The sequence below is a fragment of the Gilliamella sp. ESL0232 genome (assembly GCF_013346885.1).
In the GTDB taxonomy this organism is placed as follows: Bacteria; Pseudomonadota; Gammaproteobacteria; order Enterobacterales; family Orbaceae; genus Gilliamella; species Gilliamella bombi.
Genome location: NZ_JAAEDW010000002.1, coordinates 96,640 through 121,541 on the forward strand (window position 1 = coordinate 96,640; position 24,902 = coordinate 121,541).

The window sequence follows — 24,902 nt, forward strand, 5'->3', positions numbered from 1 at the left end:
AAAATTTAAAAAGATGGGGAAATAATTATTATGGCTGTAAGATTTAGGAAAAGAATAAAAATAATTCCGGGCGTAAAACTAAATTTAAGCTCAAGTGGTGCTAGTGTTAGCTTAGGTGGAAGAGGAGCTTCACTAAGCATTGGGAAAAAAGGCACATATGGCAATTTAAGTTTGCCCGGCAGTGGTTTGTCATATCGCACAAAGTTATCAAGCAATCAAAACGTCAAACGACCGACAACAACACAAAAATCAATATCAGATATCTCGATAAAAGTTAGGATAAATGAAGACGGTTCTGTTGAATATTTGAATCCAAATGACAATACACGTTTACCCGAAAATATAGTCTCCGATATCAAAAAAAATAACAAAGAAGTATTAATATCCATTTTTAAACAGGCTTGTAAAAAAAATAATGACGGTTTAGATTTACTAGATAAACTTCATTTGACTGCAATGCCACCATCTGATACTAGAATTTATCATAAAAAAGATTATCCTGAGCCTCGACCACAAAAAACAAAGTTAAAGGAAAAAAACTTTTTCAGCAAAATATTACCTTTTATTGAAAAAAATCGATTAAAATTCAATGAATCTATGGAGATTGCATATAATGAAAAACTGAAAATTTGGTCTCAAAAAAAAGAAAATTTTGATAAAAACGAGAGTGATATAGCATATAGAATCAACGAATTACTAGCTTCTGGCAATGAAGAAGTAATAAATTCTGAATTGGTAACTTTATTATCCAATATTTCATTTCCAAAGGAAACTAATGTCGATTTTGAGATAAATGAAGATAATTTAGTTCTTGATGTAGATTTACCAGAAATTGAAGACATCCCGAATAAAAAATATACGGCATCAGATAACTCTCTAAGAATTTCAGTAAAAACGATTTCTGACACAGAGCGAAGAAAAATATACATGACACATATTCATTCTATAATTTTTAGAATAATAGCTGATGTATTTAGTTTGATCCCAACAATAAAAAGAATTACCCTTTCCGCGTACTCGCAGAGGCCGAACAATCAAAATGGAAATATAGAAGATCAGTATCTTGTGAGTGTCAATATTAATAAAGCGGAATGGAAGTCAATCAATTTTAATAATATTGAACATATTGATGTGGTTGAATGTTTTAATCAATTTGATCTGATTCGCGACATGAGTAAAACTGGGGTATTTAAAGCTATTACTCCTTTTGCAACAATCATAAGAGACAACAATGAAAAGGAGCAAGAAGAAGTAAGCGAGCTTAAATATCCTGATGAAGATAACGGTTTATCAGCAAAGGAATCACAGAAAAGAGAAGACAAACCACAACATCAATCGCTTAGTATATTACTTATAATTGGGATTATCTTTTTTCCATGTATTTTCGCTTGGTTCACCTTAAAAAAAGGGTATTCTAAAACAGCAAGGATTATCAGCTTTGCGTGGATGGTGTTATCGATTATTGCATATTGCTCATAAATTAATAAATAGAAAATTACCATCAACCGCCTCATGGGCGGTTTTTTTATACCTGAATCCCACCTCTACTAATATAACCATACCAAAAAGATTAAAAAATAATCAATCAGTATATTTTTTTTATACTTTTGTTTAAAAACAGTTTACATAAAGTATAAATATACTATACTTAATCACATCAAAACAAATCAACTTAACCAAAAGTTGAAGCTCTTTAAAAATTCGGAAAGTCGGGACAACTTATAAAGTGTTATTCAAGTAGACAGTGTGAAAGCGAAGCTCATCTTAGAACGAAATGCCTAGCTCCCTCTAAGCTGATGAAAGGATGACACGGAATAAGGGAGCGCAACACCTACTGGGGTATGTACCAGCATTCAAATCAAAGCGCATTTAAACAAGTGCGCTTGAGTTTGAGATTAATAATAACTGTAGAGGTTAACATATGGATTTAATAGATAACAGCATTACCGAACCATGGAAAATAAATGCAGAATTACGACGACTAGCTCACAATCCAAACACTGACGCAAAAACACTTGCTGAGCTAGTTAGAATTGGGAATTCAAGCATTAGAGCAGCTGTTGCGTGCAACAAAAACGTATCACGTGAAACTATATTAATTCTTTCAGAAGACATAGATTATGTGGTTCGATATGAAGCTGCTAGAAATGAAACTCACGAAGAGTGGCTTAGACGTCAAAAAGCCTTATTTCAACCATTATCAACACTGTAAATTGAGGTGAGTTATGCAATTACATAGAGCTGTAGAGAACGGTTACGAAAGAGCATATTGCAAAATGATGAATAATTCTGAAATGCAAGACGCTAAAGAAGCAGAAATTAAAGCTCAATCAAACAAGCTTTATGACAAACTCAGCGATAGTGATTATCTAGAAATTGAAGAAACAATAATGAAAGCGTTTGGTTGGGATGATGTTGACACTGATTCAGTTCAAAAAGCATTAAAGCTCATATGTTATGAAAAAGCTGAATTTATTTTTAATGAAAAAAATAAAAAATCATTTTATTAAGCTAACGAATTCTGACAACTCGGAAAGACGAGTACATGCAAATCCGTTTGCCCTCGCTTGAGGGCTTTTTTTGAGGGATTCATTAAATGAATAAAAAAATTAAAGAAGATAGCGATTTAACTAACAAATTAATATCTGATGCTGTTAAAAATCTTCAATCAAATAACGACGATTACATCATAGATTATTTTGATGAATTAGTATCATCAATCAAAGCAAAACTCGGAGCTACTCAATTTAATGATGTAAAAATTGCATTAAAGAAAGAAATCAACATCCGACCAGATTTCATGAGCGTTCTAGATAGCGCAATAGTTTTTGCTAGAAGAATAATATATCTAAATTTAATTCTAAAACAAAACACGGCTTGGCGTCTGCCGTAAAAACGCCACCTTTCTTAGTGTATTTGCCCGTGAATTGAGTAACGGGCTTTTTTACAGATTTAGCGGCTAGAATTCATGGGGATTAAACAATGACAAGTAAAAAGATTATTGAGCGGTTACAGCAAAAAGATTGGTTTGTTAAGTGTGAAACTGAGCATGAATTAGCGTTAGTGTTAAATGCTTGTTTAGATACTAGTGTTGGTTGGTACGATGGAAGAAGTGCAACAGATATTGTATACAGTGATCCATTTCCCATTCTAATTGGGCGGTCGTCAAAACATTGGAATGATAATCTGTGTTTTTATGTTGGTTTAACTGATGAAGATTTAAAGCAACATCAAGACATAACAGATTGGTTTTTCGAAGAATTGAGGAAATAGCATGAACACAATACCAATTGACTACGTCGGCTGTAATGTACATGACACAGACCGATTTAATATTAATTACAAACTAAACAAGGGCGAACAACTATACGCCCTTTTTTGTGTCTTAATTGTGACATTCGGCGGATTGTTTATGTGGTTTAGCTGGATGTTAGAAGTGGCGACGGAGTAAAGATAATGAAACAAGGTATTTATTACGATATATCTAACGAAGATTATCACAATGGCGCAGGTATTAGTAAATCGCAACTAGATTTTATTGAAGAAAGTCCCGCTCTTTATCAGTGGGTAAAAAATGCGCCAGTTGATAAAAGTAAAATGTCATCACTGGACATGGGGACAGCTTTTCATTGTTTACTATTAGAGCCTGAAGAATTTAAAAGGCGTTTCATAATACCAAAGCCAATCAATTTAAGAACCAACGCAGGAAAAGCCGAGTACCAAGAGTTACTCAAAGAAGCCGAAGAATTTAATCGAGCAATCATCACCAATGAAGATTACAGAAAGCTGCTTCTAATGCGTGATAGTGCAATGGCTCATCCATTAGCGAAATGGATTATTGAAGAGCGGGGGTATACAGAATCATCTATATATTGGAATGATATTGATACAGATATTTTATGCCGATGCCGACCTGATAAATTTATAGAAAAATTTAACTGGGTAGCGGATATAAAAACATCTGCTGATATTGATCGCTTTTATGCTCATTCATATGACTATCGTTATCATGTGCAAGACTCGTTTTATAGCGACGGCGTTCAATCTATTACTGGAGAAAAACCTACTTTTGTTTTCTTGGTAGTTAGCACAACTATCAATTGTGGAAGATACCCTGTAAAAACTTTCATGTTAGATGAGGTCGCTAAAAACATTGGCCGTCAAGCTTATAAAGCTAATTTATTTAGATTCAAACAATGTACAGAAGACAACAATTTTCCAGCACTTCAAACATTATCATTGCCTCATTGGGCTAAGGAATTAAAAAATGAGTGAACAAAATCAACCACCTATTGCTAAATCTGACCTAGAAAAAACTCAACTAACAAATCAAGACAAAAAGCCAGCAACATTAGCTGAATTAGTTAACTCTCCAAAAATTAAAAACCAACTAGCCATGGCACTGCCAAAACACATGAACCCCGACAGAATGGCAAGAATCGTTACAACAGAAATTCGGAAAACACCAGCATTAGCAGATTCAAACATTCAAAGTTTTTTAGGAGCAGTTGTTCAATGCTCGCAATTGGGTTTAGAACCGGGAGGTGCACTTGGGCATGCCTACCTACTCCCATTTGGTAACGGTAAAGCGAAGGATGGAAAATCTAACGTACAGTTAATTATTGGTTATAGAGGCATGATTGATCTTGCCAGACGTTCAGGGCAAATCATCAGCATATCAGCAAGAACTGTTCGAGAGGGCGATGATTTTCATTATGAGTATGGTTTAAATGAAGATTTAAAACACACTCCAAAAGCCGACGAATCAGCACAAATCACCTATGTTTATGCTGTTGCCCGCTTGAAAGATGGCGGTTCTCAGTTTGAAGTAATGACATTCAACCAAATTGAATCGGTTCGCAAACAAAGTAAAGCTGGTGATAAAGGACCTTGGATAACTCACTGGGAAGAAATGGCAAAGAAAACAGTCATTCGACGATTATTTAAGTATTTACCTGTTTCAATTGAAATCCAACAAGCTGTAATTTTGGATGAAAAAGCGGAAGCTGGCATAAGTCAAGATAATGAAATGATTTTAGATGCTGATTTTTCTGTAGTCGAAGCATAACAGCAAGCTAAAAATAACGTCTGGTATATGCGTTGATGATTAGTGTTAGCAGAGACACTGTCCGCAATTGCAGTTAGCCCGCTAATTTGAAATATACAAGCCATATTGTTTGATAGACGGTAGTCACGCCGTTGGCGACAGAGTGACACCCACCAAATCACTACATCAGAGAGTTTTTAAAATGGCTATTCTAAACAAATCACAAACAGAGAAGCAAAACAAGGATTATTGGCGAACATCAGAGTTATTAATCAATGATGCGTTAACACTGCTAAATATAAAAGGCTTTGATATTGATGTATGTTGCTCAAGCGAAGATGTTCAAATAGAAAAAAGCGACTGGTGTTTAACTGAGGATTATGACGCATTGAGCGATATAGATTGGTTTTCTGATTCATATTCTAATAGTTCATTTCCACCATTTACGACCTCATTTTGCAACCCTCCTTTTTCACGGAAATGGGAGTTTTTCCAAAAAGCAGTCGAACAAGTGAATAAATGGAGCAAGCAAGTTTTAATGGTCCTGCCTTACACCCCTGCTACTAGGGCATGGAGCGACAATGTACACGGACAAAACTGTATTATTTACGTCCCAGATGGTCGTTATCAGTATTTATTGCCGAGCGGTGAAAAATCAGTCAATAACTGTAATTTTGATACATGCTTGATTCTGATTGTACCGTTCAAATGTGGAAATGTAATTGTTAATTATAAGCGAGGTTTAAGTGAGTGAAACATAACAATAACAGAGGTAAATTATGAATAAGTATTATGTAATATTAAAAGTGGTAACAGAATCTTACAAAAGGATAGAAGTTGAAGCTAATTCCGAAGAAGAAGCCGAGGTAAAAGCTAAAGAATTACTTAATAGTACTTTTTATACATACACTGATATGGGAGAAGATACTACAGTTGAATTAGAGCAGGTTATAAAATATAAAAATAGGTGATAATAATGATGATGAACGTATGTTGGCATAAATATCCTGATGAAAAACCTTGTGATAGTTGGAAATTTAATGATGTTATTGTTGTAATAGAGAATATATATGATGACTGTCCCAGTATACAAGCGTGTTGTTACGATGAACGTGAAGATAAATTTTTTACGGAAAGTGCTATTTGCCCTCGTTGTAATATGAGTACTAAACATTACATTAACGGGAAAGTATTGTACTGGATATTTGTGTGTGAATTAGAAACACCCGAGGATGTGAATGATGACTAAATTGAATTGGCGCAAATTTCCAGATGAAGTGCCAGAGAAAGAAGATGGTATTGCTCAAAAACTGTGTATCGTACGTATTAAGTTTTTAAATAATTGCGGTGAATTATGTGAGTCAACAACATTTGACTGGTACGACGAACACGCAGAATTCGACGAGTGGTTAGATGATTATGTTGGTAAATGGTCTGTGCATGATAACGATGAAATAACTCACTGGATTTATGCAGATGAGCTACCGCTACCTAAGGAGTAATTATGTCAGAAAAAATAACGTTTGTTGTGTATGCACGGATTGGACCGTCAAGAAATGAAGAAAAAATCGAAATTGATAAAGCTGAATATGAATCTCTGGAAGATAAGGATGTGTACCTGCAAGAGTTAATTAATTCTTATCTTCCCGATCTTGTAGACAGCGGAATATATATTGAGGAGTAAATTATGAAATATTTTACTTATGATCACGAGGGCGATGGTTTTGAATATCACAACACAGAAGAAGAAGCAAAAAGCTATGCTGAACAATGCTTGGATTTTTATTTGCAAAACGACAATCATGATTTCGTTGATATTTGTTGGGGTGAGATAAAAGAGTCTGTGTATTCAAATGATGCAGTGCTTGAGTTAAAAGAGGTTAAATAATATGCAATGGATAGACAACAATTTAATAGATGATAAAAACAAATATTTAGTCGGCTATGATTGTGGTGGTTGCTGTTGTGACTGGGCAAGTATAACTGTTCATGATAATAACGGTAAGAATATAACAGATGATGATCTAACTGATTGGGAGTTTTGCGAATTTCCAGATTTAAGCAATATAGATGGTGAAGATAGGATCGCTATTGTTAATAAAAAACTTGGCGTTACAGGTTATGTGCATTGTGAAAGCTCGAATAATGGCTATTATTCAGCATGTTATTGGGCTGAAAAAACGGAGTGATTATGATTATTATAAAAAAAGATAAACGAAATAGAGTCTAATAAATCTCTTTTTACAAAGAGCTATGAACAACTGGAGCAAGAAAATGGCGATACGCACTTATACTGAGTACACATATCAATGTGACATGTGTCAAAAAAAGTCAAACAAAGCCCCACCTGATATTTTAAATATTTTCCATTTTCAGTCCTCAGAACCACCAATTAAATTGGACCTAAAAATAAATTTTTCTTACGAATGGGTTACAAACCCCGTTATTTGTAATGATTGTGTTATTAAATATTTGAAAAAATTTATCGAGAAACAGGAGTTAGAAAATGGCAAATAGAGGAATAAACAAAGTGATTTTAGTAGGGCATTTGGGGCAAGACCCTGAGGTCCGTTACATGCAAAATGGTAACGTTGTTGCTAGTTTAAGTATCGCAACATCAGAATCATGGAAAGATAAACAAACAAATGAATACCGTGAACGTACTGAATGGCATCGCGTTGTTATATTCGGTAAATTAGCTGAAATTGCTGGCGAATACTTAAAAAAAGGTTCCCAAATTTATATTGAAGGGCAATTACAAACTCGAAAATGGCAAGATCAATCAGGACAAGATCGTTACACGACAGAAGTTGTGATCAACCCAATTGGTGGTACTTTACAGATTTTAGGTGGTCGTGATAGCGATAACACTAGCCAGCAACAAGCACAACAATCTAAACCGCAAGCAACTGCTCAGGCTCAGCAAGATACATTTGATGACGATATTCCTTGGTAGGTATATATGGATAAACAAGAAATAATTAAAAGGTGTGTTGAGTCTTATTTAAGACTAAAAAATTTAAAATTAGTTGGACTTGAAGTTGGTATTCCGTGGCAGACGGTTTATGTATATCTAAAACGAGAGGGAATAGCAGTTACTGGCGATAAAGCCAGATACGGTTCAGCTACAGATAGAATAGCTATCATCGGTGAGCAACGCTTCTATAAGGCGGTACCTTTCGCAATAGATAACAATAACCTGCAATTCCAAGCCTCAGTAGATTTTAGCGTCTTCAATCTAACCGTTGATGTAAAAACCTCAAAATTACAACATAAAAAGATAAATACAAGATCATCTGATAGATGGGCTTATTGTATAAATAAGCAAAAGGATATTGCCGATTTATTTGTCTTTTATGCTTTAAATGACGAGCTAGAAACAGAACATGTTTTTCTCATGCCGAATGAGATAGTCACAAACGCAACCACAATATCGATACCTAAATCGGGAAAAAGCAAATGGTTCGATTATAAAGTTAATGAGAATGAACTTGCAGGATTCTTTAAGCAATTAGCAGCTTAACTCTCTATTTCTTCCAATAACTCACTGAACAACCACCCTATTCTATTAATTTATTACAAATATCTGCGCTGATTATTTAGCGTGCGATTTCTATTATCTAAAGGAAACAATAATGACAACACACGAACTAAAAATTAAATCAGAGTATTTTATTGATGTTGTAAAGGGCATAAAAAAAGCTGAAATACGCTACAACGACCGAAATTACAAGGTCGGAGATATTCTAAAGGTGCATGAAATTGATGAGCACGGTAATCGTACGGGCAATCAATGTGGCGTTATTGTCTCTCATATTCTAGACGATACTGAGTATTTGCGAGATGGGTATGTGATGTTGAGTATCGGAGTAATGTCTAGGTTTGTATCGAATGAGGCGTCGAACAATGAACAGTAACACACTGAAAAAATATCAAACTCAATTACAAAAATTAAAAGCAAAGCAGAATGTAATCAAAACAGAATTAACAGATTGTCAGCAACGCTACAACTCAATCAAAAATGAAATACTCGACGTACAAACAAAGATAAATGAACTATCACGTAATAATAAACTAATAGTTAGCGAACATGCAACAATTAGGATATTAGAGCGCATGTTTGGAATAAATTTGAGCGAAATACACGAGCAAATAATTGCTGAAATTTTGCCGGTTTATACAAAGCTTGGAGATGGAACTATACCAGTTAAATGTATTGGTTTACGTGCTGTAATAAAAAACGGCGTGATAGTAACAGTTAAATGAGGAGAAAAATTATGACTAAACAATTAAAACCATGTCCATTTTGTGGCAGTGAACATTCATTCATTGATGATATTGATTATAGTCTCAATGAAGATATTCCAGAGCATCTCAGAGAGGGCGTTTGCTTTGCAGTAGTTTGCTATGATTGTAATGCAAGAGGATGCGAAGAAAATACCGAAAGTAAAGCGATTTTGGCTTGGAACTCAAGAATCAGTGAATCACAAAAACACATCAACGAAATCAAAGAGCAATAATTGCTATTACTGAGTGTTATTTGTTGATGAGAGATGAGAAGAAATTTTAGGAGTAAATAATGACAGAGTTAACAAAAAAGCAAAAAAACGTGTTAGATGCTATAAAAGAATTTATTAAAACTAATGGATACCCGCCAACTCGCTCGGAAATGGCTAGCTTTTTTAATTATAAATCCGCTAACGCAATAGAATGTTTTTTTAAATCATTACAGAAAAAAGGATACATAAAAATCACCAAAGGGATCGCAAGAGGAATTATTATCGTTAATAGAGAGGTGTAATTATGGCGGAATCAATTATATTAACAGATGATGAACTACATATTTTAACAGGCAAAAAAAGAAAAAATTTACAAATACAATGGTTAAGAGAAAACAAATTCTGCTTTTATACCAATTTGCTTGGTAAACCAATAATCTTGCGTTCATCATTGAATCAAAAAGTAAACATTGAACAAAAACAACAACAAGAGCCGGATTTTGGAGCTTTAAATGGCAAGGAACCGTAAAGACAAAAAAGACAATATCCTCCCTCCTCGCGTGTCAAAAAATAAATATTCATACTATCTAAAAACCAGAGAAAACAAAACCGTTACACTAGGCTCGATAAATATGAGCATGGTAGAGCTGTGGGCGAAGTACGAGGGGGTTATTGCTGAACAAAAAGAGGAAATGACGTTTAGTAAACTGTGGAGTATGCACCTAAATAGTGCCGTTTTTCATAAACTGTCATCACGATCGCAAGAGGATAAATTACGAGGAGCTAAAAAAATATTGCCCGTTTTTGGACATATAAACGTTAATAACATTAGACCAGAGCATATAAGACGCTATATGGACATCAGGGGTGAGCAAAGCAAGGTGCAAGCAAATCACGAGTTATCTTATATGTCTGTAGCGTTTGGCTGGGGGTACGAACGTGGGTATTGTAAAATGAATCCTTGTGCTGGCATTAAAAAATTCAGCATTCAAGCGAGAGATAAATATATTGAAGACATAGAGTATTACACCATTTATGATGAAGCGATCGATATACTAAAAGTGGCGATGGAAATATCGTATCTGTGCGCAGTTCGGGAGGGTGATATATTCAAGCTTAAGCACAGCCAAATACTCAAAGAGGGTATTTACATAAAACAAGGTAAAACAGGGAAAAGGCAAATCAAACAATGGACAGAGCGGCTAGCAGACGCAATTAATTTAGCTAAAAAACTGTTCCCACCATCTTCCCCCGATTCTCTCGTGCTACAAAATAAATCCGGAGGCAAGCTAATCCAGAAGACCTTTAACTCGTACTGGTTGGATGCAAAAAGAAAAGCAGAAGAAAAACTAGGTAGAAAAATCAATTGCACATTTCACGATATTAAAGCCAAAGCTATTTCGGACTATGACGGAGCAACTAAAGATAAACAGCTATTTAGTGGTCACAAAACCGAGGCTCAGGTTAATACATACGACCGAAAAGTGAAAATAACACCGACGTTAAACCCACCTAAAAAAGAAGATTTATTCTAACTGTATATTCTAAGTTAATTCCAAGTATTGATTACTTTAAAATGACAATATTTCATCTTATTGATTTTGTTGGTGATAAATGGAGGCGCGTCCCGGAGTCGAACCGAGGTAGACGGATTTGCAATCCGCAGCATGGCCACTCTGCCAACGCGCCTTGGAGGTCTATCTGAATAGGTTGCAAATAGTATCACTGGCTTGACTAATCGTCAAGATTAAATAGATTATAATTACAGCAGTCACTTTATTTTTAACTAAATTTTAAATAATCGACTTTTTTGACAAAATTTTAGTAGCCCAATACATACCAAATAATGATAAGTTTAAAAGTTAATACTAAAATTAGTCAAAACTGATTAAAATTATATAAATAACATGTACCATAAAAATATTTTCTATTTTTTATACTAATTTTATATACTTGTGTTAACTATATTTCATATCATAGGCCTAATTATGATTAATTTAAAATTCAGAGAAGTAAAAAAAGACTTGTCTTCCAAAGAATTAAAGGTCGCTCTGTACATTATGGATCACTCACAAACCCTAAAAAATATGAGTATTCAGACCTTAGCAAAACTTAACCATGTTAGTACAAGTACTATTTTACGTTTGTGTAATAAATTAGGTTATAACGGTTTTAGTGATTTTAAAGTTGACTTGATTTCATCCTCTCCACAAAAACTAAGTGCTGATATTTTACAAGATGATATAAATCTTAATGATACTTTGATAGATGTAAATAGAAAGGTGCAAGCAATGGAAAAATCATCTATCGATGAAACTCATTCAATGATCAAACCTAAAGAGCTAGATAAAGCCATAGATCTAATAATTGCTAGTAATAAAATTATTATTTTTGGTAGCAGTAGCAGTGGTTTAGTCGGTAAAGAGCTTGAATACCAACTTATTAAAATAAAAAAAGATGTTAATTGTCATTTTGACGCACATATTCAAAAAAGTATTGTCAGTACCCTTGATAAAAATGATTTAATTATAATTATATCTCACTCAGGAGAAACACCTGAATGTATTGAGTTATTAAAATTAGGACAAGAAAATAAAGTACCATCAATTGCTATAACTAAAATGGGACAAAGCCAAGTTTCTATGCTAGCTGATATTATATTGAATACTACATCTACAGAACATGTTTCACGTTTAATTCCTATTCGATCTAAAATTTCGCAAATTTCAGTTATCAATATGATTGTGACTAATTTATTTATACGCAAATATGACAAACGTTTGTTATTACAAACTCAAAATAGAGAAGAACGCAAGTACCCTCATCGGTAATATACTCACAGCCATTTAATAATATTTTAGCTATCTTCACAATGATATAGTATTTAATTATTTCATAATAGCTACGATCTTCCTCTTTTTATCTATCAAACTAATAACTCCTATAGAAATTAAAGAAACTTCACAAAACATTTTATTTGTTAAATAGTTACAATTAAACATGATCTAAATCACAATTTTTTAAAAATTTTAAAAAAAATTGATGACTAAAATTAAGTATAGATGTAATTTTATTACTAAATAAATTTAAAACTAAAGTAATAATGTTACATTAAAAATAATTAAAAAGGAAATTGATAATGCATAGACAATTGCCCGTTATTTTAGCTAGCCATGGCTCATTTGCACAAGGTGCACTTGATTGTGCTCAAATGCTAATAGGTAAACAACAAAATATCCGTGTGATATCTGTTCAAATCGATAGCAATATCGAAGAATTACGCCAACAAATAGAGGAAAGTTATCAAGCGCTCAACCAGGGTGACGGTGTAATTATCCTTGTTGATATTATAGGTGGTACACCATGTAATTTGGCGGGAGAATTACTTTTTAAACATGAAGGAATTTTACTTTTTTGTGGATTTAATATTCCAATATTACTTGAAGTTTTAAATAATCGAGAAGGTACACTTAATAATGTAAAAACAGCGATTGAAGAAATATTTCCGCAAAGTTGTATTGATGTTGGACAAGTTTTAAATACCAAATCTGAGCAATCTACTCTACTGTAAGGAGGTAACAATGCCAATAAATTTAACAAGAATAGATGACCGCCTTATCCACGGTCAAGTGATCACTACTTGGGTAAAAAATTATAATATTGAACAAGTCTTAATTATCAATGATAAAGTTGCAATGGATAAGGTTCAACAATCAGTCTTAACCATGTCTGCTCCTCCAGAATTAAAAGTATTGGTTTTTGGAGTACAACAGTTTATCGACATTATCAAAAAAACACCTATAAAAAAACGCACAATGCTACTTTTTACAAATAGTATAGATGTGAATAAGTTAATTGAAGGTGGTCTAGAAATTGAAAAACTCAATGTAGGAGGAATGCGAATGCAAGAAGGAAGACATCAGCTATCACGGGCGGTATCAGTAACTCATGAAGAGAAACAAGCATTTAAACACATTATTGAAAAAAATGTGAAAGTCGAAATTCAAATGGTACCAAAAGATCCAATTATCGAGCTAAAACCATTGCTTGATTAAACTTTAACAACTTTTTTGTTCATTAATTTGGAGGTTAACTTATGTTAACACAGGCTATTCTTGTCGCCTTTTGGGCGGGAATTTGTTCTATGGATGATGTCGGTCCACAAATGTTACGTCGACCATTATTGACTGGTACAATTGCAGGTATCATCATGGGAGACTTGGTTCAAGGGCTCATAATCAGTGCAACACTAGAGTTAATGTGGATGGGTATTGGCAATGTTGGGGCTTATTCTGCGCCAGATATTGTAGCTGGTGCAATTATTGGTGTTTCACTTGGAATTACTACGGGAGGAGGAATTGCAACAGGGATTGCTTTAGGAGTACCAGTATCACTTCTGTGTCAACAATTACTTATTATCTGGCGTTCATTTGCTTGTTTTCTTAATCCATGGGCAACACGGGCTGTTGAAAATGGTAATTATAAAGCACTAAGTAAAGTTCATTTTTTCTCAACTCCTGTATGGTTTTTGATTCGTGCTGTACCTTGTTTTATAGCCATTTACTTTGGTAGTGATCTTATTAAAACAATTTTAGATGCTATCCCACAAAGTATAATCACTGGTATGGGGGTTGCTTCTAAACTAATTCCTGCTGTCGGTATTTGTATTTTATTATTGATGCTATTAAAAGGCAGAATGTGGTTTTTTTTCCTCCTTGGTTTTATGTTAACTACTTATCTAAAATTACCAATTATCCCAATCACTTTTATCGCCTTAGCTTTTGCCGTACTGTATGACATGGCATCAATGAGCAGCAAAAATAATAATGCATATAAACAAGATGATAAATCTGCATTAAATAATAACATTGAAGAGGATTATGACCTATGATAAATGAAAAAAAAATAACAAAGAAAGATCTTAATCGCATTTTTTGGAATTTACAAACAATGTCTTTTTCTTATAACTATGAAAAAATGCAAATGATCGGGTTTGCGCATTGTATGACGCCAGTATTGGATAGGCTTTACCATGATGCTGATAAAGAAACTCGTGTTCGAGCAATGAATCGTCATTTAGAATTTTTTAATTGTCAAATCAATGCTAACGCACTAATTTTAGGCGTAACCGCAGCAATGGAAGAAAAAACGAAAGAAGACGAAAAAGAAGCTGTTGTTTCTGTGAAAGCTGGTTTAATGGGACCATTTGCAGGATTAGGAGATAGCCTATTAAAATTCACTTGGATGCCAATTTGTGGCAGCATTGGAGCTGCTTTTGCTCTACAAGGTAATATTATTGGACCAATTTTAATGTTCCTAATCTATAATATAGTCAATATATTAACTAAATATTTCTTTATTCATTACGGATATAATAAAGGTGTTGATCTAATTGAACAATCCAAAAATTCAAACATTATTCAACGAATAAGTAACTTAGCTAATGTAGTCGGAGTTATGGTTCTTGGCTCTTTAATTGCAACAACGGTTAAAGTATCTACACCATTGGCGATTAATGTCGGTGAGCAATCAGTAAAAATTCAGGAAATGTTTGATAAAGTAATGCCTAACTTTTTAACCTTAATGTTTGCTTTAGGCACATTCTTTTTAGTAAAAAAATTTCAAGGTAAATATACAGTTACATTAATTTTAAGTGTAATGGTAATAGGTGTAATTTTGTCGGTATTTGGAGTTTTAAAATAAGGATGTAACATGAAAAAACAAATTGAAACAGCATCGGTTATCCGTAATAAACAAAATAAATTAAAAATCTCATTTAAAATTAGCAACAATATGCCCGTAGATTTATATTGGACAGATGAAGCCAATATCAATACATCTAATAAAACATTAATAAGTAAAAATATACAAAATGATTTCACTATTGACGATCCTTTACAAACAAAGCGACGAATTTATTTGATATTACAAACTCAAGAACATGATTCATTTTTATTTGGAGAACGTACTCTACCTATTGCAGGCTTAAATAACTTTCGTGACTTTGGCGGTTACTTAGGAAGTAATGGTAAACGAGTAAAATGGGGAAAGCTATATCGTTCTAATCACTTATATGGATTGAAACCTAATGCTGAAAGTTATATTCGATCACTTGGTATCAAGACTATTATAGATTATCGTTGTGCTAACGAAATCAAAACTAGTCCAAATACTTTCATCGGTGAACAAAATACTTTTAATTTAGATGCTTCAGCGCAAACAGCTGAACTTGCTGCTCAATTTGCTGCCGACCCTAGTGATGAAGATCGTGCACTAATTGAAAGCGTACTACACGATATTCCTAAGGAATTAGTTAATGGTAAAGGCATACAAGTTCTTGAACAATATCGTAATTTTGTATTAAGTGACAAATCGAAAAATGCCTATAAACAGATGCTTCAAATAATGTTAGAACCAAACAATAGCCCAAACATACAACATTGTCGAGGAGGTAAAGACCGCACAGGTTATGGTGTGTTATTATTACAAGTAATGTTAGGAGTATCAGAGGAAGACATTATTTATGATTACATGTTAACACATCAAAATCGTTTAGAACGAAACAAAATAAAAATGGCTGCATATCGAAAAATTACGGATAATGAAGATGTGTTAGGTTATTTATTGAGTTTAATTGATACGCGTGAAAGTTTTGTTATTGAAATTCTCAATACTATGAAAGAAGTTGCTGGCACTCCAGCTAATTACATCAAGCAAGAATTAGGTTTCACAGAGCAAGATTTTAAAACTATGCAAAAGAATTATCTAGAAGATTAATATAACTTTTATTAATAATAAAGCGCAATATTTATTGCGCTTCCATTTTTTACATACAATAGAATAACAAATTATTCTGATGTTTCGGGATATTTATAGATCCAGGTAATATCTGGATAATTAGCGAATGCATTTGGAAATAAATAAACACCACTTAGAAATGGAAAATTAATTGACTGCCAATTAACATTAAAATTAGGTTGAAATTTGATGATGGAATCAAAAAGTAACGTTGTACAATAAAGATGTGGCTCTTCACGGGGGGCTAATATGAAAGCTTCACCTTGCTTTGTTAAAAGATCATTAACAATTTGTTGTTGTTGCTCATTAGATATAAAATTAGGTCTTGCTATAGCATAAGTTCCGGCTAGTTCTGGCGTTATAAACTCTGCTAAAGTTGATACAATAACTTGGTTAGGATGGTACTCATCATCGTTGGTCGTAGCATGAATAATTCTAATTTCTGGATTGATTGATATAATCATACCAATATGTGAAAAATTACTACCACCTAATTGATTGACTATAAGACTATCGGTTTGTATACCTTTTCTAAAAATCCAATCGCCAACTTTTACTGAATGTGGTGTTTCGGTGGTTGGATTTGAAAAATGAACAGTATCATTAGCTAGAGCAAAATTTACTAGCATCATAATTAACATCATACAAAGATAATAGCAAGATCTCATCAAAAATCGTTTCTTAATAAAAAAGGGTAATCACTATTTACCCTTTTTAGATTCTTCTAAAAACATAATCTATATTGACAATAATATAGCTATTTAAGATTAATTAGCCATTTACCATCAGCTTTAATCACCGATATGTTTTTTTCCTCTTTTTTAGTAGCATCTTTAAAGATAACAGTAGTGCTAACTATTGCCATATTTTTTTCATCATTAGTATATTTTACGAGTTCAGATTCGACTTTATCAAGTCCTCCATGTTCATCAGCAAATTGTTTACCTCGCTGTAGTGCTTCTTGCATTTTGCTTTTAACGAACATTCGCATATCCATACCTTTGTTATCATCATCTTTAGGAAAATTGATGAGATTTATAACAGTATCTGAATCACCTTTGTAGATCGCTGAGATAAATTTTTCTGCTACTTGTTCAGGAGAATCATCATTCGAGCATGCTGTTACCATAAGTGCTAATAAGAAAATGCTTAAAAACTTTATTACTAATTTCATTTTTATTTCCGTTCCTAATATTATTTATGTTTAATATTAATATGTTAAAATTATGCTCCTAAATTGAATCCACAAAAAGAATCACAGAAAGCGACAAAATAATACTATATAATCAAATAATTGCAAAGTAATATGGAATAATAACACTATTTAAAATTTAAAAGGATATCTTGCCAACTTTGATCTAACTTAGCTTCAATAATCATTGGTTTATGTTGGATTGGATGTTTGATTTCAAGTTTGCTTGCATGTAACATCAATCGTTTGATATTAAAATAAGTTGCAAATGCACGATTCTGATGTAAATCACCATGTTTGCTATCCCCCAATATCGGATGGAAAATATGTTTCATATGGCGACGTAGTTGATGTTTACGACCGGTTTGTGGTTTTAATTCAACAAAACTATACCTTGCTGTTTCAAATTTGCCAACCTTAATCGGAACTTCAATTTTGCTGATAGATTTGTAAAATGTGACGGCATCTTGTGCTGGTTTATTCTTATTAGTAAATTTATCTGCAATTTTATCTAATTCTTCAACTAAAGGGTAATCAATCACCGCTTCCCCCTCAACATAACCGCGCACAATCGCATGATACGTTTTTTCAATTTGTTTTTTTGCAAATTCTTCTGACATAATTCTTGCTACATCACTAGAAAGAGCAAACAACAAAACACCAGAGGTTGGTCTATCTAGCCTATGTATAGGGAAGACATGTTGACCGATTTGATCACGCAATGTTTGCATCACAACAACTGTTTCAGTTTTATCTAACCAACTGCGATGCACAAGCCAACCAGATGGTTTGTTAATGGCAATTAAGTCATCATCTTGATAAAGAATTTCAAACATAGAATATTTATTAAAATATCAATTATAAAAAGAGTTCTTCAAGCTCTTTAGCTATATTAGGGCCATTATTATCACCAATGGCATAATTTGCTTTGGCTTTCACTTCATCATCAGCATTACCCATCGCAATCCCTAATCCAGCAATAGATAACATACTTATATCATTATAACTGTCACCAAAAGCGACTATTTCGCTTAAATCAATATTTTCGTACTCTGCCCAGTGAGTTAACCCATTTCCTTTGGTATTTCCTTTAACTGCTACATCTGCTCGATTTGACCAAGACCATTCACACGAAAACATACCTAAGGAATCAACTGCATTTGAAAATTGTTGTAAAGCAGGTATATTATGACTACTTGTTGCAAATTTAAAAATAGCGTCAGATTGCTCAATAACTTTTTCAAAATCATCTACTTTTTTAATTTTAGGTTGTAAAAACTCAGGCAATGATTTAACCCACTTAAAAAAGCTTTCTAGATGATCATCTAACAATTCATAAGTCATCATTTTATCAGTATAAATTAATGTATGAATACCATATTGATTGACAAGATTTAGTAGCATTCGAGCCTGATCTTTCGTCATTGGTTTAGCGGCAAAAGCGTTTTGTTTCTCAAAATCATAGATATAAGATCCATTACAACAAATTGCCGGGGTTGATAATTTGAGCTGATAGTAATAAGGATAAATTACAGAATGATGCCGCCCTGAAACTAAAATAACTTTCACACCTTTAGCTGTAATTTTTTCAATGGCTGCTATTGTTTCTGGTAAAATTAAACGATTGCCGGCTAACAACGTACCATCCATATCAAAGGCTACGGCTTTATACTTCATATAATACCTCTTTTCATTTCTGATCTTAGCTATAAAGACTGGCTAAGTACTAAAAGTTCAATAAAATTATAATTCTATTTTTTGACGACCAACAAACGAATGCGATAAGGTGGTACCATCTACCATTTCGAGTTCACCACCAACTGGAACACCATGAGCTATTCTTGTTGCTGTTACATTAAACTCTGCACACATTTGCGCAATATAATTAGCTGTTGCATCACCTTCGACGGTGGGATTAGTGGCTAAAATAACTTCGCTAATCGACTCTGAAGATAGTTTTTTTTTCAATAAATCAAGACCTATATCACTAGGCCCAATACCATCTAAAGGTGATAAATGCCCTAATAATACAAAATAGCGACCACTATACTGCCCAGTTTGTTCAATGGCTACTATATCTGCTGGAGTTTCAACCACACAAAGCTGTTCACTACTTTGACGACGAGCATTTGCACAAATAGTACAGGTTTCTTGTTCGGTAAAAGTTCGGCATTCCTTGCAATGGCCGATATTTATCATTGCTTCATGTAGCTCATGAGCTAATTTAATGCCACCTTGTCGATTTCGTTGTAATAAATGAAAGGCCATTCGTTGCGCCGATTTTGGACCAACGCCAGGTAAACAACGCAATGCTTCCATAAGTGATTCTAATAATGGGCTTATTTGCATGAATTATTTGGTTTCCACATATTTGAGTTTTAAGATAATAATACCTTTTTTAAAAAATCTATCAAACAAGAATTATTCTATTGTTTAATTAACTAACGATAAAATCAAAAAGATTGCAGAAAATAAGTAGGTAGGATGTTACATAACGTACAATCTATGTTATAAAAGCACATATTCAAATATATAACATTATTATGTATAAATTTTTAGACTATCTTTTGTTCTTGCTACGATGATAACTTTTTGGTTCTTCACCTTTAAAAAGGCGCATAATGTTATTATTATGGCGAACAATAATCAAACAAGAAAGCATTGCAACTGGTAAAGTAAGCTCAGGTTTGAATAACCAAACATAAAATGGCGCCATAAGAAAACCAACAACTGCAGCCACCGAAGAATATCCTGTTATTAGTAAAGTAAGTAACCAAGTTAAAATAAAGCAACCTGTAAAATCAAACCCAATTGGAGCCATCATACCTAACGCAGTTGCAACTCCTTTTCCTCCACGAAAATGAAAAAAACAGGGGAAAATATGTCCTAAACAAGCAAAAATACCAATAATACCTAAAAAGAAAGGTGTAATACCAAGCCGATATGAAATATAAACAGGAATTGTACCTTTTAACATATCAAAGATTAAAACAAAAATGGCTGGTAATTTGCCATTGAGTCGTAAAATATTGGTTGCTCCAGGATTGTGAGATCCATGTTCTGAAGGATTAGGTAAATGCATGATGCGACTAATAATCATTGCACCAGAAAGCGAGCCCAAAATATAGGCGACTATGATCATCAATACAATTAGCAATGTCAAAATACAACCCCTTTCATCAACCACACCATGCTGATAATTGCACTTAAGAATCTTACCAAACTCGTCGCAAATCCAGTTTCTGTCTATTTTCAGTACTTATTTAACTATAATATTAATTAAAGTATATAAAAAGACTGGGCGTTGCTCCTCGCCCGTTCTTTATATGCTATATTAATAATAATTCTAGACTACTTTTTGTTTTTCCAACAACGGTTTTAAATATTTACCAGTGAAGGAATGTTTAGATTTCGCAACCTCTTCTGGCGTCCCTTCGGCAATAATTTCTCCGCCACCATTACCACCTTCTGGTCCTAAGTCCACAATCCAGTCTGCTGTTTTAACTACATCCAAATTATGCTCGATAACAACGATAGTATTGCCTTTATCTCGCAAAGAATGTAATTGCGTTAATAATTGTTTCACATCAGCAAAATGTAGCCCAGTTGTTGGTTCATCTAAGATATACAAAGTACGACCAGTATCTCGCTTAGATAATTCTTTTGCAAGTTTTACTCGTTGCGCTTCACCACCCGATAATGTTGTTGCTGACTGTCCAATGGTAATATAAGAAAGCCCAACATCAATCAATGTTTGCAGTTTGCGTGCTATCATTGGCACGGCATCGAAAAACTCGCGACCTTCTTCAACTGTCATATTTAAAATTTCGTTAATAGACTTTCCTTTATATCTGATCTCTAAGGTCTCACGGTTATAGCGAGCGCCATGACACTGATCACAAGGAACATAAATATCAGGCAAAAAGTGCATTTCAACTTTGATTAAACCATCACCTTGACAAGCTTCACAACGTCCACCCTTAACATTAAAACTAAAGCGCCCTGGATTATAGCCTCGAGCTCGAGATTCTGGTACACCAGCATAAAGTTCACGAATAGAAGTAAAAAATCCAGTATAAGTTGCTGGATTAGAACGTGGCGTACGTCCAATTGGGCTTTGGTCAATCGCAATTACTTTATCAAAATGGTTAAGTCCTTTGATTGATTTATAGGGTGCTATTTCAGTTTTTTCTGCACCATTGAGTTCGTTTTGGGCAAGGGGATATAAGGTATCATTAATTAAGGTTGATTTTCCCGAACCCGATACACCAGTGATACATGTAAATAAGCCAACTGGAATATTTAATGTCACATCTTTAAGATTATTGCCGGTTGCACCAATAAGAGATAACATTTTTTTCTTATCGACTTTGGTGCGAATAGTTGGTATTTCAATTTTTTCTTTACCGGATAAATATTTTCCTGTTAAAGATGTTTTACATGCCATTATTTGTTTGGGTGTTCCCTGAGCAACAACTTCACCACCATGAACCCCTGCCCCAGGACCAATATCAATTACATAATCAGCAGCCATAATAGCTTCTTCATCATGTTCAACGACTATAACAGTATTACCTAAGTCACGTAAATGCGTTAAAGTGTCAATCAGACGAGTATTATCTCGCTGATGCAATCCAATAGAAGGTTCATCTAGCACATACATCACGCCAACAAGACCTGCACCAATTTGGCTTGCTAATCGAATACGTTGTGCTTCACCACCTGATAATGTTTCAGCGGATCTTGAAAGCGTTAAATAGTTAAGTCCAACGTTAATCAAAAATTGTAAACGATCGTTTATCTCTTTCAAGATTTTTTCTGCAATTTGAGCTCGTTGCCCTGTCAATGTCAATTTATCAAAAAAATCCTTGGCTTGTTGCGTACTTAAATCACTAATTGTTGGTAAATTTGTATCATTAATAAACACATTTCTTGCTGCCGTACATAACCTCGAACCATTACAACAAGGACAAGGTCGATGACTAATATATTTTGCTAGCTCTTCACGGATAGTTTGTGATTCAGTTTCTTTATACCGACGAGCTAAATTATTAATAATCCCTTCAAATGGATGTTTACGCTTAACCACATCACCACGATCGTTTGAATAAACAAACTGAATTTCGGTATTACCTGAACCATTTAATAAAATATTTTTTATCTTTTCAGGTAATTTCTCATACGGTTTATCAATGTCAAACTTATAATGATCCGCTAATGATTTTAGCATCTGGAAATAGTAAAAATTGCGACGATCCCAACCTTTAATCGCACCCGCAGCTAATGAAACTTCTGGCATCTGAACAATACGTTTTTGATCAAAATATTGTTGCACACCCAAACCATCACACTCAGGGCACGCACCAGCAGGATTATTGAACGAGAATAATCTCGGTTCTAATTCAGAAATACTGTAACCACAAATAGGACAAGCAAAATTAGCCGAAAACAAATATTCTTCAGCTTGTGGATCATCCAAATTGGCCACTTTAACAATACCATTAGTGATCGAAAGAACCGTTTCAATCGACTCTGCTAAACGAAGTTTTAAGTCGTCACGAATACGAAAACGATCAACAACAACTTCAATGGTATGTTTTTTTTGCAATTCAAGAATTGGCGGATCAGAAAGATCATATACATCACCATCCACTCGTACCCGAATATAACCACTAGCAGCAAGTTGCTCGAACAGTTTAACAAACTCCCCTTTACGCTCAGTAACCACAGGGGCAAGTAGCATATAACGATTATCAGTCGGTAACGCCATGATGCTATCGACCATCTGTGATATCGTTTGTGCAGCTAACGGTAAATGATGATTTGGACAACGAGGTTCTCCAATTCGAGCAAAAAGCAAACGTAAGTAATCATAAATTTCAGTGATAGTTCCTACTGTCGAACGAGGGTTATGCGAAGTTGATTTTTGCTCGATCGAAATTGCAGGTGATAATCCTTCAATATGATCTACATCAGGTTTTTCCATCAATGATAAAAACTGACGAGCATACGCTGACAACGATTCAACATAGCGTCGTTGCCCTTCGGCATATAAAGTATCAAATGCTAACGAAGATTTACCTGATCCAGAAAGACCTGTAATAACAACTAATTTATCTCTTGGAATGGTTACATTAATGTTTTTTAGATTGTGCGTTCTCGCACCACGAATATCGATATCTTTGATTGACATAGATCTCTTCTTTTTTGTGTTTTTAAACAAAATGGATAGAAAATTAACTGTATATTATACCAGTAACATTTGATTAAATATACAACTATATAGCTGAATATACTACTTGACTAATTTTATACTAAAACACAGTGTTACCTGAAACTTTTTGACAAAAAATAAACTAAAATTTTTATTTCTACAGCAGAAAAAAACGGTCATTAATGACCGTCATTTGTTGATTTAACTTAGTATATCAATTTTGGAGTCGCATCAACAGGAATAATTGCGCCGCGATATTGTATAACCGTGCCAGCCACCAAATGCCCCTGTAATGCTGACTGAGAAGGGTTCCTTCCACTTAAACGAGCCCCAAGATATCCAGCACTAAATGAATCACCAGCGGCCGTAGTATCAATCACTTTATCTTTAGTGATTTTATTAGCAGGAACTTCAAAACGACCATCAGCAGAATCAATAATACAGTTATCACTGCCACGTTTAATAACAATTTCAGTTACACCAAATTGTTTTGTACGCTCAATAATTTGCTCATAAGGTAGCTTACCCCATAATAAATCTTCGTCATCTAATGTTAAAAATGCAATATCTGTAAAGCTAAGAATATCAGCATAAACACTACGAGCCAAATCAAGGCTACTCCATAAACATGGACGAAAATTATTATCAAAAATAACTTTACCACCATTAGCTTTAACACGTTTTAAAAGATCTAATAACTTAAGGATACTTTCAGCATCTAAAATAGCAATACTAATACCGCTCAAATATACATAATCATAATGTTCAATTTGCTGAATTATTCTATCTGTTTCAGTTGTTTTCAACCAAAATTTAGCAGCAGCATCATTACGCCAATAATAAAAAGACCGTTCACCATGTTCATCAGTAACAATAGAATAAAGCCCCGGCATTTTATCAGACATTCTTTGTACTAAATCTGTTTGAATGTTTTCTGTTTGCCAACAATCTAACATTTCTTGACTGAAGGGATCGGTACCAAGCCCGGTTACATAATGTATTGAAAAATCATTATCTTTTAGTAAACGAGACAAATAAATCGATGTATTAAGCGTATCACCACCAAAACCACGCGTAGTCGAATCCTGATTCATCGACAATTCAATCATACATTCGCCAATAACAGCTATTTTTGTAGCCATATTATACTTA

At 33.8% G+C, this 24,902-nt stretch carries 37 protein-coding genes and 1 tRNA gene; 29 read left to right on the top strand and 9 right to left on the bottom strand.

Going from position 1 to position 24,902, the window contains the following annotated elements:
* The first annotated feature begins 30 nt into the window (after positions 1-30).
* The 23 genes from GYW75_RS03345 (at position 31) to GYW75_RS03455 (ending at position 11,081) form a co-directional block, all read left to right on the top strand.
* A complete protein-coding gene (locus GYW75_RS03345) occupies positions 31-1,479 on the top strand; it encodes a DUF4236 domain-containing protein (protein ID WP_174798435.1) in 1,449 nt (482 codons plus the stop codon).
* 442 nt (positions 1,480-1,921) lie between these two features.
* On the top strand, positions 1,922-2,212 hold the full coding sequence (locus GYW75_RS03350; RefSeq protein WP_174798436.1) for a hypothetical protein: 291 nt from the start codon (positions 1,922-1,924) through the stop codon (positions 2,210-2,212).
* Between the two features lie 13 nt (positions 2,213-2,225).
* Positions 2,226-2,510 carry a hypothetical protein gene (locus GYW75_RS03355; protein WP_174798437.1) on the top strand — a complete coding sequence of 95 codons (285 nt, stop codon included), beginning with the start codon at positions 2,226-2,228 and terminating at the stop codon, positions 2,508-2,510.
* 86 nt (positions 2,511-2,596) lie between these two features.
* The gene (locus GYW75_RS03360) at positions 2,597-2,893 is read left to right on the top strand and encodes a hypothetical protein (protein ID WP_174798438.1); all 297 of its coding nucleotides are present in this window, start codon (positions 2,597-2,599) and stop codon (positions 2,891-2,893) included.
* Positions 2,894-2,982: 89 nt separating this feature from the next.
* Entirely contained in the window at positions 2,983-3,273 is a 291-nt protein-coding gene (locus tag GYW75_RS03365) for a hypothetical protein (protein WP_174798439.1), read from the top strand.
* Between the two features lies 1 nt (position 3,274).
* On the top strand, positions 3,275-3,451 hold the full coding sequence (locus tag GYW75_RS03370) for a hypothetical protein (protein WP_174798440.1): 177 nt from the start codon (positions 3,275-3,277) through the stop codon (positions 3,449-3,451).
* A gap of 5 nt (positions 3,452-3,456) precedes the next feature.
* Positions 3,457-4,275: a PD-(D/E)XK nuclease-like domain-containing protein gene (locus GYW75_RS03375; RefSeq protein ID WP_174798441.1), complete on the top strand. Its 819-nt coding sequence runs from the start codon at positions 3,457-3,459 to the stop codon at positions 4,273-4,275.
* Positions 4,268-5,068, top strand: coding sequence for a recombination protein RecT (gene recT / locus GYW75_RS03380; protein WP_174798442.1), 801 nt, complete (start codon positions 4,268-4,270; stop codon positions 5,066-5,068). Before GYW75_RS03375 ends, recT begins: the two co-directional genes overlap by 8 nt.
* A gap of 181 nt (positions 5,069-5,249) precedes the next feature.
* Positions 5,250-5,801, top strand: a complete 552-nt coding sequence (locus tag GYW75_RS03385; RefSeq protein WP_174798443.1) for a DNA N-6-adenine-methyltransferase — start codon at positions 5,250-5,252, stop codon at positions 5,799-5,801.
* A 52-nt stretch (positions 5,802-5,853) separates the two neighbouring features.
* Complete coding sequence (locus tag GYW75_RS03390; protein WP_174798444.1) at positions 5,854-6,018, top strand: hypothetical protein; 165 nt, start codon at positions 5,854-5,856, stop codon at positions 6,016-6,018.
* 11 nt (positions 6,019-6,029) lie between these two features.
* Entirely contained in the window at positions 6,030-6,296 is a 267-nt protein-coding gene (locus tag GYW75_RS03395) for a hypothetical protein (protein WP_174798445.1), read from the top strand.
* A complete protein-coding gene (locus GYW75_RS03400; protein ID WP_174798446.1) occupies positions 6,289-6,549 on the top strand; it encodes a hypothetical protein in 261 nt (86 codons plus the stop codon). Before GYW75_RS03395 ends, GYW75_RS03400 begins: the two co-directional genes overlap by 8 nt.
* 2 nt (positions 6,550-6,551) lie before the next feature.
* Positions 6,552-6,731, top strand: a complete 180-nt coding sequence (locus GYW75_RS03405) for a hypothetical protein (RefSeq protein WP_174798447.1) — start codon at positions 6,552-6,554, stop codon at positions 6,729-6,731.
* Positions 6,732-6,734: 3 nt separating this feature from the next.
* Positions 6,735-6,935: a hypothetical protein gene (locus GYW75_RS03410; RefSeq protein WP_174798448.1), complete on the top strand. Its 201-nt coding sequence runs from the start codon at positions 6,735-6,737 to the stop codon at positions 6,933-6,935.
* Between the two features lies 1 nt (position 6,936).
* Positions 6,937-7,236 (top strand): hypothetical protein, encoded by a 300-nt coding sequence (locus GYW75_RS03415; RefSeq protein WP_174798449.1) that lies wholly within the window; start codon positions 6,937-6,939, stop codon positions 7,234-7,236.
* Positions 7,237-7,553: 317 nt separating this feature from the next.
* Positions 7,554-8,003: a single-stranded DNA-binding protein gene (gene ssb, locus GYW75_RS03420; RefSeq protein ID WP_174798450.1), complete on the top strand. Its 450-nt coding sequence runs from the start codon at positions 7,554-7,556 to the stop codon at positions 8,001-8,003.
* A 6-nt stretch (positions 8,004-8,009) separates the two neighbouring features.
* Positions 8,010-8,570, top strand: coding sequence for a hypothetical protein (locus tag GYW75_RS03425; RefSeq protein ID WP_174798451.1), 561 nt, complete (start codon positions 8,010-8,012; stop codon positions 8,568-8,570).
* Positions 8,571-8,682: 112 nt separating this feature from the next.
* Positions 8,683-8,964 carry a DUF3850 domain-containing protein gene (locus GYW75_RS03430; protein WP_174798452.1) on the top strand — a complete coding sequence of 94 codons (282 nt, stop codon included), beginning with the start codon at positions 8,683-8,685 and terminating at the stop codon, positions 8,962-8,964.
* The gene (locus tag GYW75_RS03435) at positions 8,954-9,313 is read left to right on the top strand and encodes a hypothetical protein (RefSeq protein ID WP_174798453.1); all 360 of its coding nucleotides are present in this window, start codon (positions 8,954-8,956) and stop codon (positions 9,311-9,313) included. Before GYW75_RS03430 ends, GYW75_RS03435 begins: the two co-directional genes overlap by 11 nt.
* A gap of 11 nt (positions 9,314-9,324) precedes the next feature.
* The gene (locus GYW75_RS03440) at positions 9,325-9,567 is read left to right on the top strand and encodes a Lar family restriction alleviation protein (protein ID WP_174798454.1); all 243 of its coding nucleotides are present in this window, start codon (positions 9,325-9,327) and stop codon (positions 9,565-9,567) included.
* A gap of 59 nt (positions 9,568-9,626) precedes the next feature.
* Entirely contained in the window at positions 9,627-9,848 is a 222-nt protein-coding gene (locus GYW75_RS03445) for a LexA family protein (protein WP_174798455.1), read from the top strand.
* 2 nt (positions 9,849-9,850) lie between these two features.
* Positions 9,851-10,075, top strand: a complete 225-nt coding sequence (locus GYW75_RS03450) for a DUF4224 domain-containing protein (RefSeq protein WP_174798456.1) — start codon at positions 9,851-9,853, stop codon at positions 10,073-10,075.
* Positions 10,059-11,081, top strand: coding sequence for an integrase (locus GYW75_RS03455; protein WP_174798457.1), 1,023 nt, complete (start codon positions 10,059-10,061; stop codon positions 11,079-11,081). Before GYW75_RS03450 ends, GYW75_RS03455 begins: the two co-directional genes overlap by 17 nt.
* Positions 11,082-11,161: 80 nt before the next feature.
* Here the strand turns inward: GYW75_RS03455 and GYW75_RS03460 are convergent.
* A tRNA-Cys gene (locus GYW75_RS03460) sits at positions 11,162-11,235 on the bottom strand.
* A 299-nt stretch (positions 11,236-11,534) separates the two neighbouring features.
* Here GYW75_RS03460 and GYW75_RS03465 point away from each other — a divergent pair.
* From GYW75_RS03465 to GYW75_RS03490, 6 genes are all read left to right on the top strand, one after another.
* Positions 11,535-12,377 (top strand): MurR/RpiR family transcriptional regulator, encoded by an 843-nt coding sequence (locus GYW75_RS03465; protein WP_174798458.1) that lies wholly within the window; start codon positions 11,535-11,537, stop codon positions 12,375-12,377.
* 308 nt (positions 12,378-12,685) lie between these two features.
* The gene (locus tag GYW75_RS03470) at positions 12,686-13,117 is read left to right on the top strand and encodes a PTS sugar transporter subunit IIA (protein WP_174798459.1); all 432 of its coding nucleotides are present in this window, start codon (positions 12,686-12,688) and stop codon (positions 13,115-13,117) included.
* A 10-nt stretch (positions 13,118-13,127) separates the two neighbouring features.
* Positions 13,128-13,601 (top strand): PTS system mannose/fructose/N-acetylgalactosamine-transporter subunit IIB, encoded by a 474-nt coding sequence (locus tag GYW75_RS03475; protein WP_174798460.1) that lies wholly within the window; start codon positions 13,128-13,130, stop codon positions 13,599-13,601.
* 41 nt (positions 13,602-13,642) lie between these two features.
* Positions 13,643-14,437 carry a PTS mannose/fructose/sorbose/N-acetylgalactosamine transporter subunit IIC gene (locus GYW75_RS03480; protein WP_174798461.1) on the top strand — a complete coding sequence of 265 codons (795 nt, stop codon included), beginning with the start codon at positions 13,643-13,645 and terminating at the stop codon, positions 14,435-14,437.
* On the top strand, positions 14,434-15,249 hold the full coding sequence (locus tag GYW75_RS03485) for a PTS system mannose/fructose/sorbose family transporter subunit IID (protein ID WP_174798462.1): 816 nt from the start codon (positions 14,434-14,436) through the stop codon (positions 15,247-15,249). Before GYW75_RS03480 ends, GYW75_RS03485 begins: the two co-directional genes overlap by 4 nt.
* A 9-nt stretch (positions 15,250-15,258) precedes the next feature.
* A complete protein-coding gene (locus GYW75_RS03490) occupies positions 15,259-16,323 on the top strand; it encodes a tyrosine-protein phosphatase (protein WP_174798463.1) in 1,065 nt (354 codons plus the stop codon).
* Between the two features lie 71 nt (positions 16,324-16,394).
* Here the strand turns inward: GYW75_RS03490 and GYW75_RS03495 are convergent, their stop codons facing one another.
* From GYW75_RS03495 to GYW75_RS03530, 8 genes are all read right to left on the bottom strand, one after another.
* Positions 16,395-16,976, bottom strand: a complete 582-nt coding sequence (locus GYW75_RS03495; protein ID WP_174798464.1) for a YiiX/YebB-like N1pC/P60 family cysteine hydrolase — start codon at positions 16,974-16,976, stop codon at positions 16,395-16,397.
* A gap of 125 nt (positions 16,977-17,101) precedes the next feature.
* Complete coding sequence (locus tag GYW75_RS03500; RefSeq protein WP_085165439.1) at positions 17,102-17,518, bottom strand: DUF4878 domain-containing protein; 417 nt, start codon at positions 17,516-17,518, stop codon at positions 17,102-17,104.
* Between the two features lie 146 nt (positions 17,519-17,664).
* The gene (gene truC / locus GYW75_RS03505; protein WP_174798465.1) at positions 17,665-18,372 is read right to left on the bottom strand and encodes a tRNA pseudouridine(65) synthase TruC; all 708 of its coding nucleotides are present in this window, start codon (positions 18,370-18,372) and stop codon (positions 17,665-17,667) included.
* Positions 18,373-18,394: 22 nt separating this feature from the next.
* On the bottom strand, positions 18,395-19,213 hold the full coding sequence (locus GYW75_RS03510) for a pyridoxal phosphatase (RefSeq protein ID WP_174798466.1): 819 nt from the start codon (positions 19,211-19,213) through the stop codon (positions 18,395-18,397).
* Between the two features lie 66 nt (positions 19,214-19,279).
* Positions 19,280-19,885 (bottom strand): recombination mediator RecR, encoded by a 606-nt coding sequence (gene recR, locus GYW75_RS03515; RefSeq protein ID WP_065560888.1) that lies wholly within the window; start codon positions 19,883-19,885, stop codon positions 19,280-19,282.
* Positions 19,886-20,096: 211 nt separating this feature from the next.
* The gene (plsY, locus tag GYW75_RS03520) at positions 20,097-20,699 is read right to left on the bottom strand and encodes a glycerol-3-phosphate 1-O-acyltransferase PlsY (protein WP_085165445.1); all 603 of its coding nucleotides are present in this window, start codon (positions 20,697-20,699) and stop codon (positions 20,097-20,099) included.
* A 183-nt stretch (positions 20,700-20,882) separates the two neighbouring features.
* Entirely contained in the window at positions 20,883-23,723 is a 2,841-nt protein-coding gene (uvrA, locus tag GYW75_RS03525) for an excinuclease ABC subunit UvrA (protein ID WP_174798575.1), read from the bottom strand.
* Positions 23,724-23,956: 233 nt separating this feature from the next.
* Entirely contained in the window at positions 23,957-24,892 is a 936-nt protein-coding gene (locus GYW75_RS03530; protein ID WP_174798467.1) for a sugar kinase, read from the bottom strand.
* Positions 24,893-24,902 lie beyond the last annotated feature (10 nt).

Coding starts and splice junctions, on each gene's coding strand:
- recT (WP_174798442.1), top strand. CDS start 4,268: ATGAGTGAACAAAATCAACCACCTATTGCTAAATCTGACCTAGAAAAA.
- GYW75_RS03455 (WP_174798457.1), top strand. CDS start 10,059: ATGGCAAGGAACCGTAAAGACAAAAAAGACAATATCCTCCCTCCTCGC.
- GYW75_RS03430 (WP_174798452.1), top strand. CDS start 8,683: ATGACAACACACGAACTAAAAATTAAATCAGAGTATTTTATTGATGTT.
- GYW75_RS03405 (WP_174798447.1), top strand. CDS start 6,552: ATGTCAGAAAAAATAACGTTTGTTGTGTATGCACGGATTGGACCGTCA.
- ssb (WP_174798450.1), top strand. CDS start 7,554: ATGGCAAATAGAGGAATAAACAAAGTGATTTTAGTAGGGCATTTGGGG.
- GYW75_RS03465 (WP_174798458.1), top strand. CDS start 11,535: ATGATTAATTTAAAATTCAGAGAAGTAAAAAAAGACTTGTCTTCCAAA.
- GYW75_RS03395 (WP_174798445.1), top strand. CDS start 6,030: ATGAACGTATGTTGGCATAAATATCCTGATGAAAAACCTTGTGATAGT.
- GYW75_RS03485 (WP_174798462.1), top strand. CDS start 14,434: ATGATAAATGAAAAAAAAATAACAAAGAAAGATCTTAATCGCATTTTT.
- GYW75_RS03440 (WP_174798454.1), top strand. CDS start 9,325: ATGACTAAACAATTAAAACCATGTCCATTTTGTGGCAGTGAACATTCA.
- GYW75_RS03385 (WP_174798443.1), top strand. CDS start 5,250: ATGGCTATTCTAAACAAATCACAAACAGAGAAGCAAAACAAGGATTAT.
- GYW75_RS03425 (WP_174798451.1), top strand. CDS start 8,010: ATGGATAAACAAGAAATAATTAAAAGGTGTGTTGAGTCTTATTTAAGA.
- GYW75_RS03475 (WP_174798460.1), top strand. CDS start 13,128: ATGCCAATAAATTTAACAAGAATAGATGACCGCCTTATCCACGGTCAA.
- recR (WP_065560888.1), bottom strand. CDS start 19,885: ATGCAAATAAGCCCATTATTAGAATCACTTATGGAAGCATTGCGTTGT.
- GYW75_RS03410 (WP_174798448.1), top strand. CDS start 6,735: ATGAAATATTTTACTTATGATCACGAGGGCGATGGTTTTGAATATCAC.
- GYW75_RS03490 (WP_174798463.1), top strand. CDS start 15,259: ATGAAAAAACAAATTGAAACAGCATCGGTTATCCGTAATAAACAAAAT.
- GYW75_RS03530 (WP_174798467.1), bottom strand. CDS start 24,892: ATGGCTACAAAAATAGCTGTTATTGGCGAATGTATGATTGAATTGTCG.
- GYW75_RS03345 (WP_174798435.1), top strand. CDS start 31: ATGGCTGTAAGATTTAGGAAAAGAATAAAAATAATTCCGGGCGTAAAA.
- GYW75_RS03495 (WP_174798464.1), bottom strand. CDS start 16,976: ATGATGCTAGTAAATTTTGCTCTAGCTAATGATACTGTTCATTTTTCA.
- GYW75_RS03365 (WP_174798439.1), top strand. CDS start 2,983: ATGACAAGTAAAAAGATTATTGAGCGGTTACAGCAAAAAGATTGGTTT.
- GYW75_RS03360 (WP_174798438.1), top strand. CDS start 2,597: ATGAATAAAAAAATTAAAGAAGATAGCGATTTAACTAACAAATTAATA.
- GYW75_RS03375 (WP_174798441.1), top strand. CDS start 3,457: ATGAAACAAGGTATTTATTACGATATATCTAACGAAGATTATCACAAT.
- GYW75_RS03435 (WP_174798453.1), top strand. CDS start 8,954: ATGAACAGTAACACACTGAAAAAATATCAAACTCAATTACAAAAATTA.
- GYW75_RS03500 (WP_085165439.1), bottom strand. CDS start 17,518: ATGAAATTAGTAATAAAGTTTTTAAGCATTTTCTTATTAGCACTTATG.
- truC (WP_174798465.1), bottom strand. CDS start 18,372: ATGTTTGAAATTCTTTATCAAGATGATGACTTAATTGCCATTAACAAA.
- GYW75_RS03510 (WP_174798466.1), bottom strand. CDS start 19,213: ATGAAGTATAAAGCCGTAGCCTTTGATATGGATGGTACGTTGTTAGCC.
- GYW75_RS03355 (WP_174798437.1), top strand. CDS start 2,226: ATGCAATTACATAGAGCTGTAGAGAACGGTTACGAAAGAGCATATTGC.
- GYW75_RS03400 (WP_174798446.1), top strand. CDS start 6,289: ATGACTAAATTGAATTGGCGCAAATTTCCAGATGAAGTGCCAGAGAAA.
- GYW75_RS03480 (WP_174798461.1), top strand. CDS start 13,643: ATGTTAACACAGGCTATTCTTGTCGCCTTTTGGGCGGGAATTTGTTCT.
- GYW75_RS03350 (WP_174798436.1), top strand. CDS start 1,922: ATGGATTTAATAGATAACAGCATTACCGAACCATGGAAAATAAATGCA.
- GYW75_RS03450 (WP_174798456.1), top strand. CDS start 9,851: ATGGCGGAATCAATTATATTAACAGATGATGAACTACATATTTTAACA.
- GYW75_RS03370 (WP_174798440.1), top strand. CDS start 3,275: ATGAACACAATACCAATTGACTACGTCGGCTGTAATGTACATGACACA.
- GYW75_RS03470 (WP_174798459.1), top strand. CDS start 12,686: ATGCATAGACAATTGCCCGTTATTTTAGCTAGCCATGGCTCATTTGCA.
- GYW75_RS03415 (WP_174798449.1), top strand. CDS start 6,937: ATGCAATGGATAGACAACAATTTAATAGATGATAAAAACAAATATTTA.
- GYW75_RS03445 (WP_174798455.1), top strand. CDS start 9,627: ATGACAGAGTTAACAAAAAAGCAAAAAAACGTGTTAGATGCTATAAAA.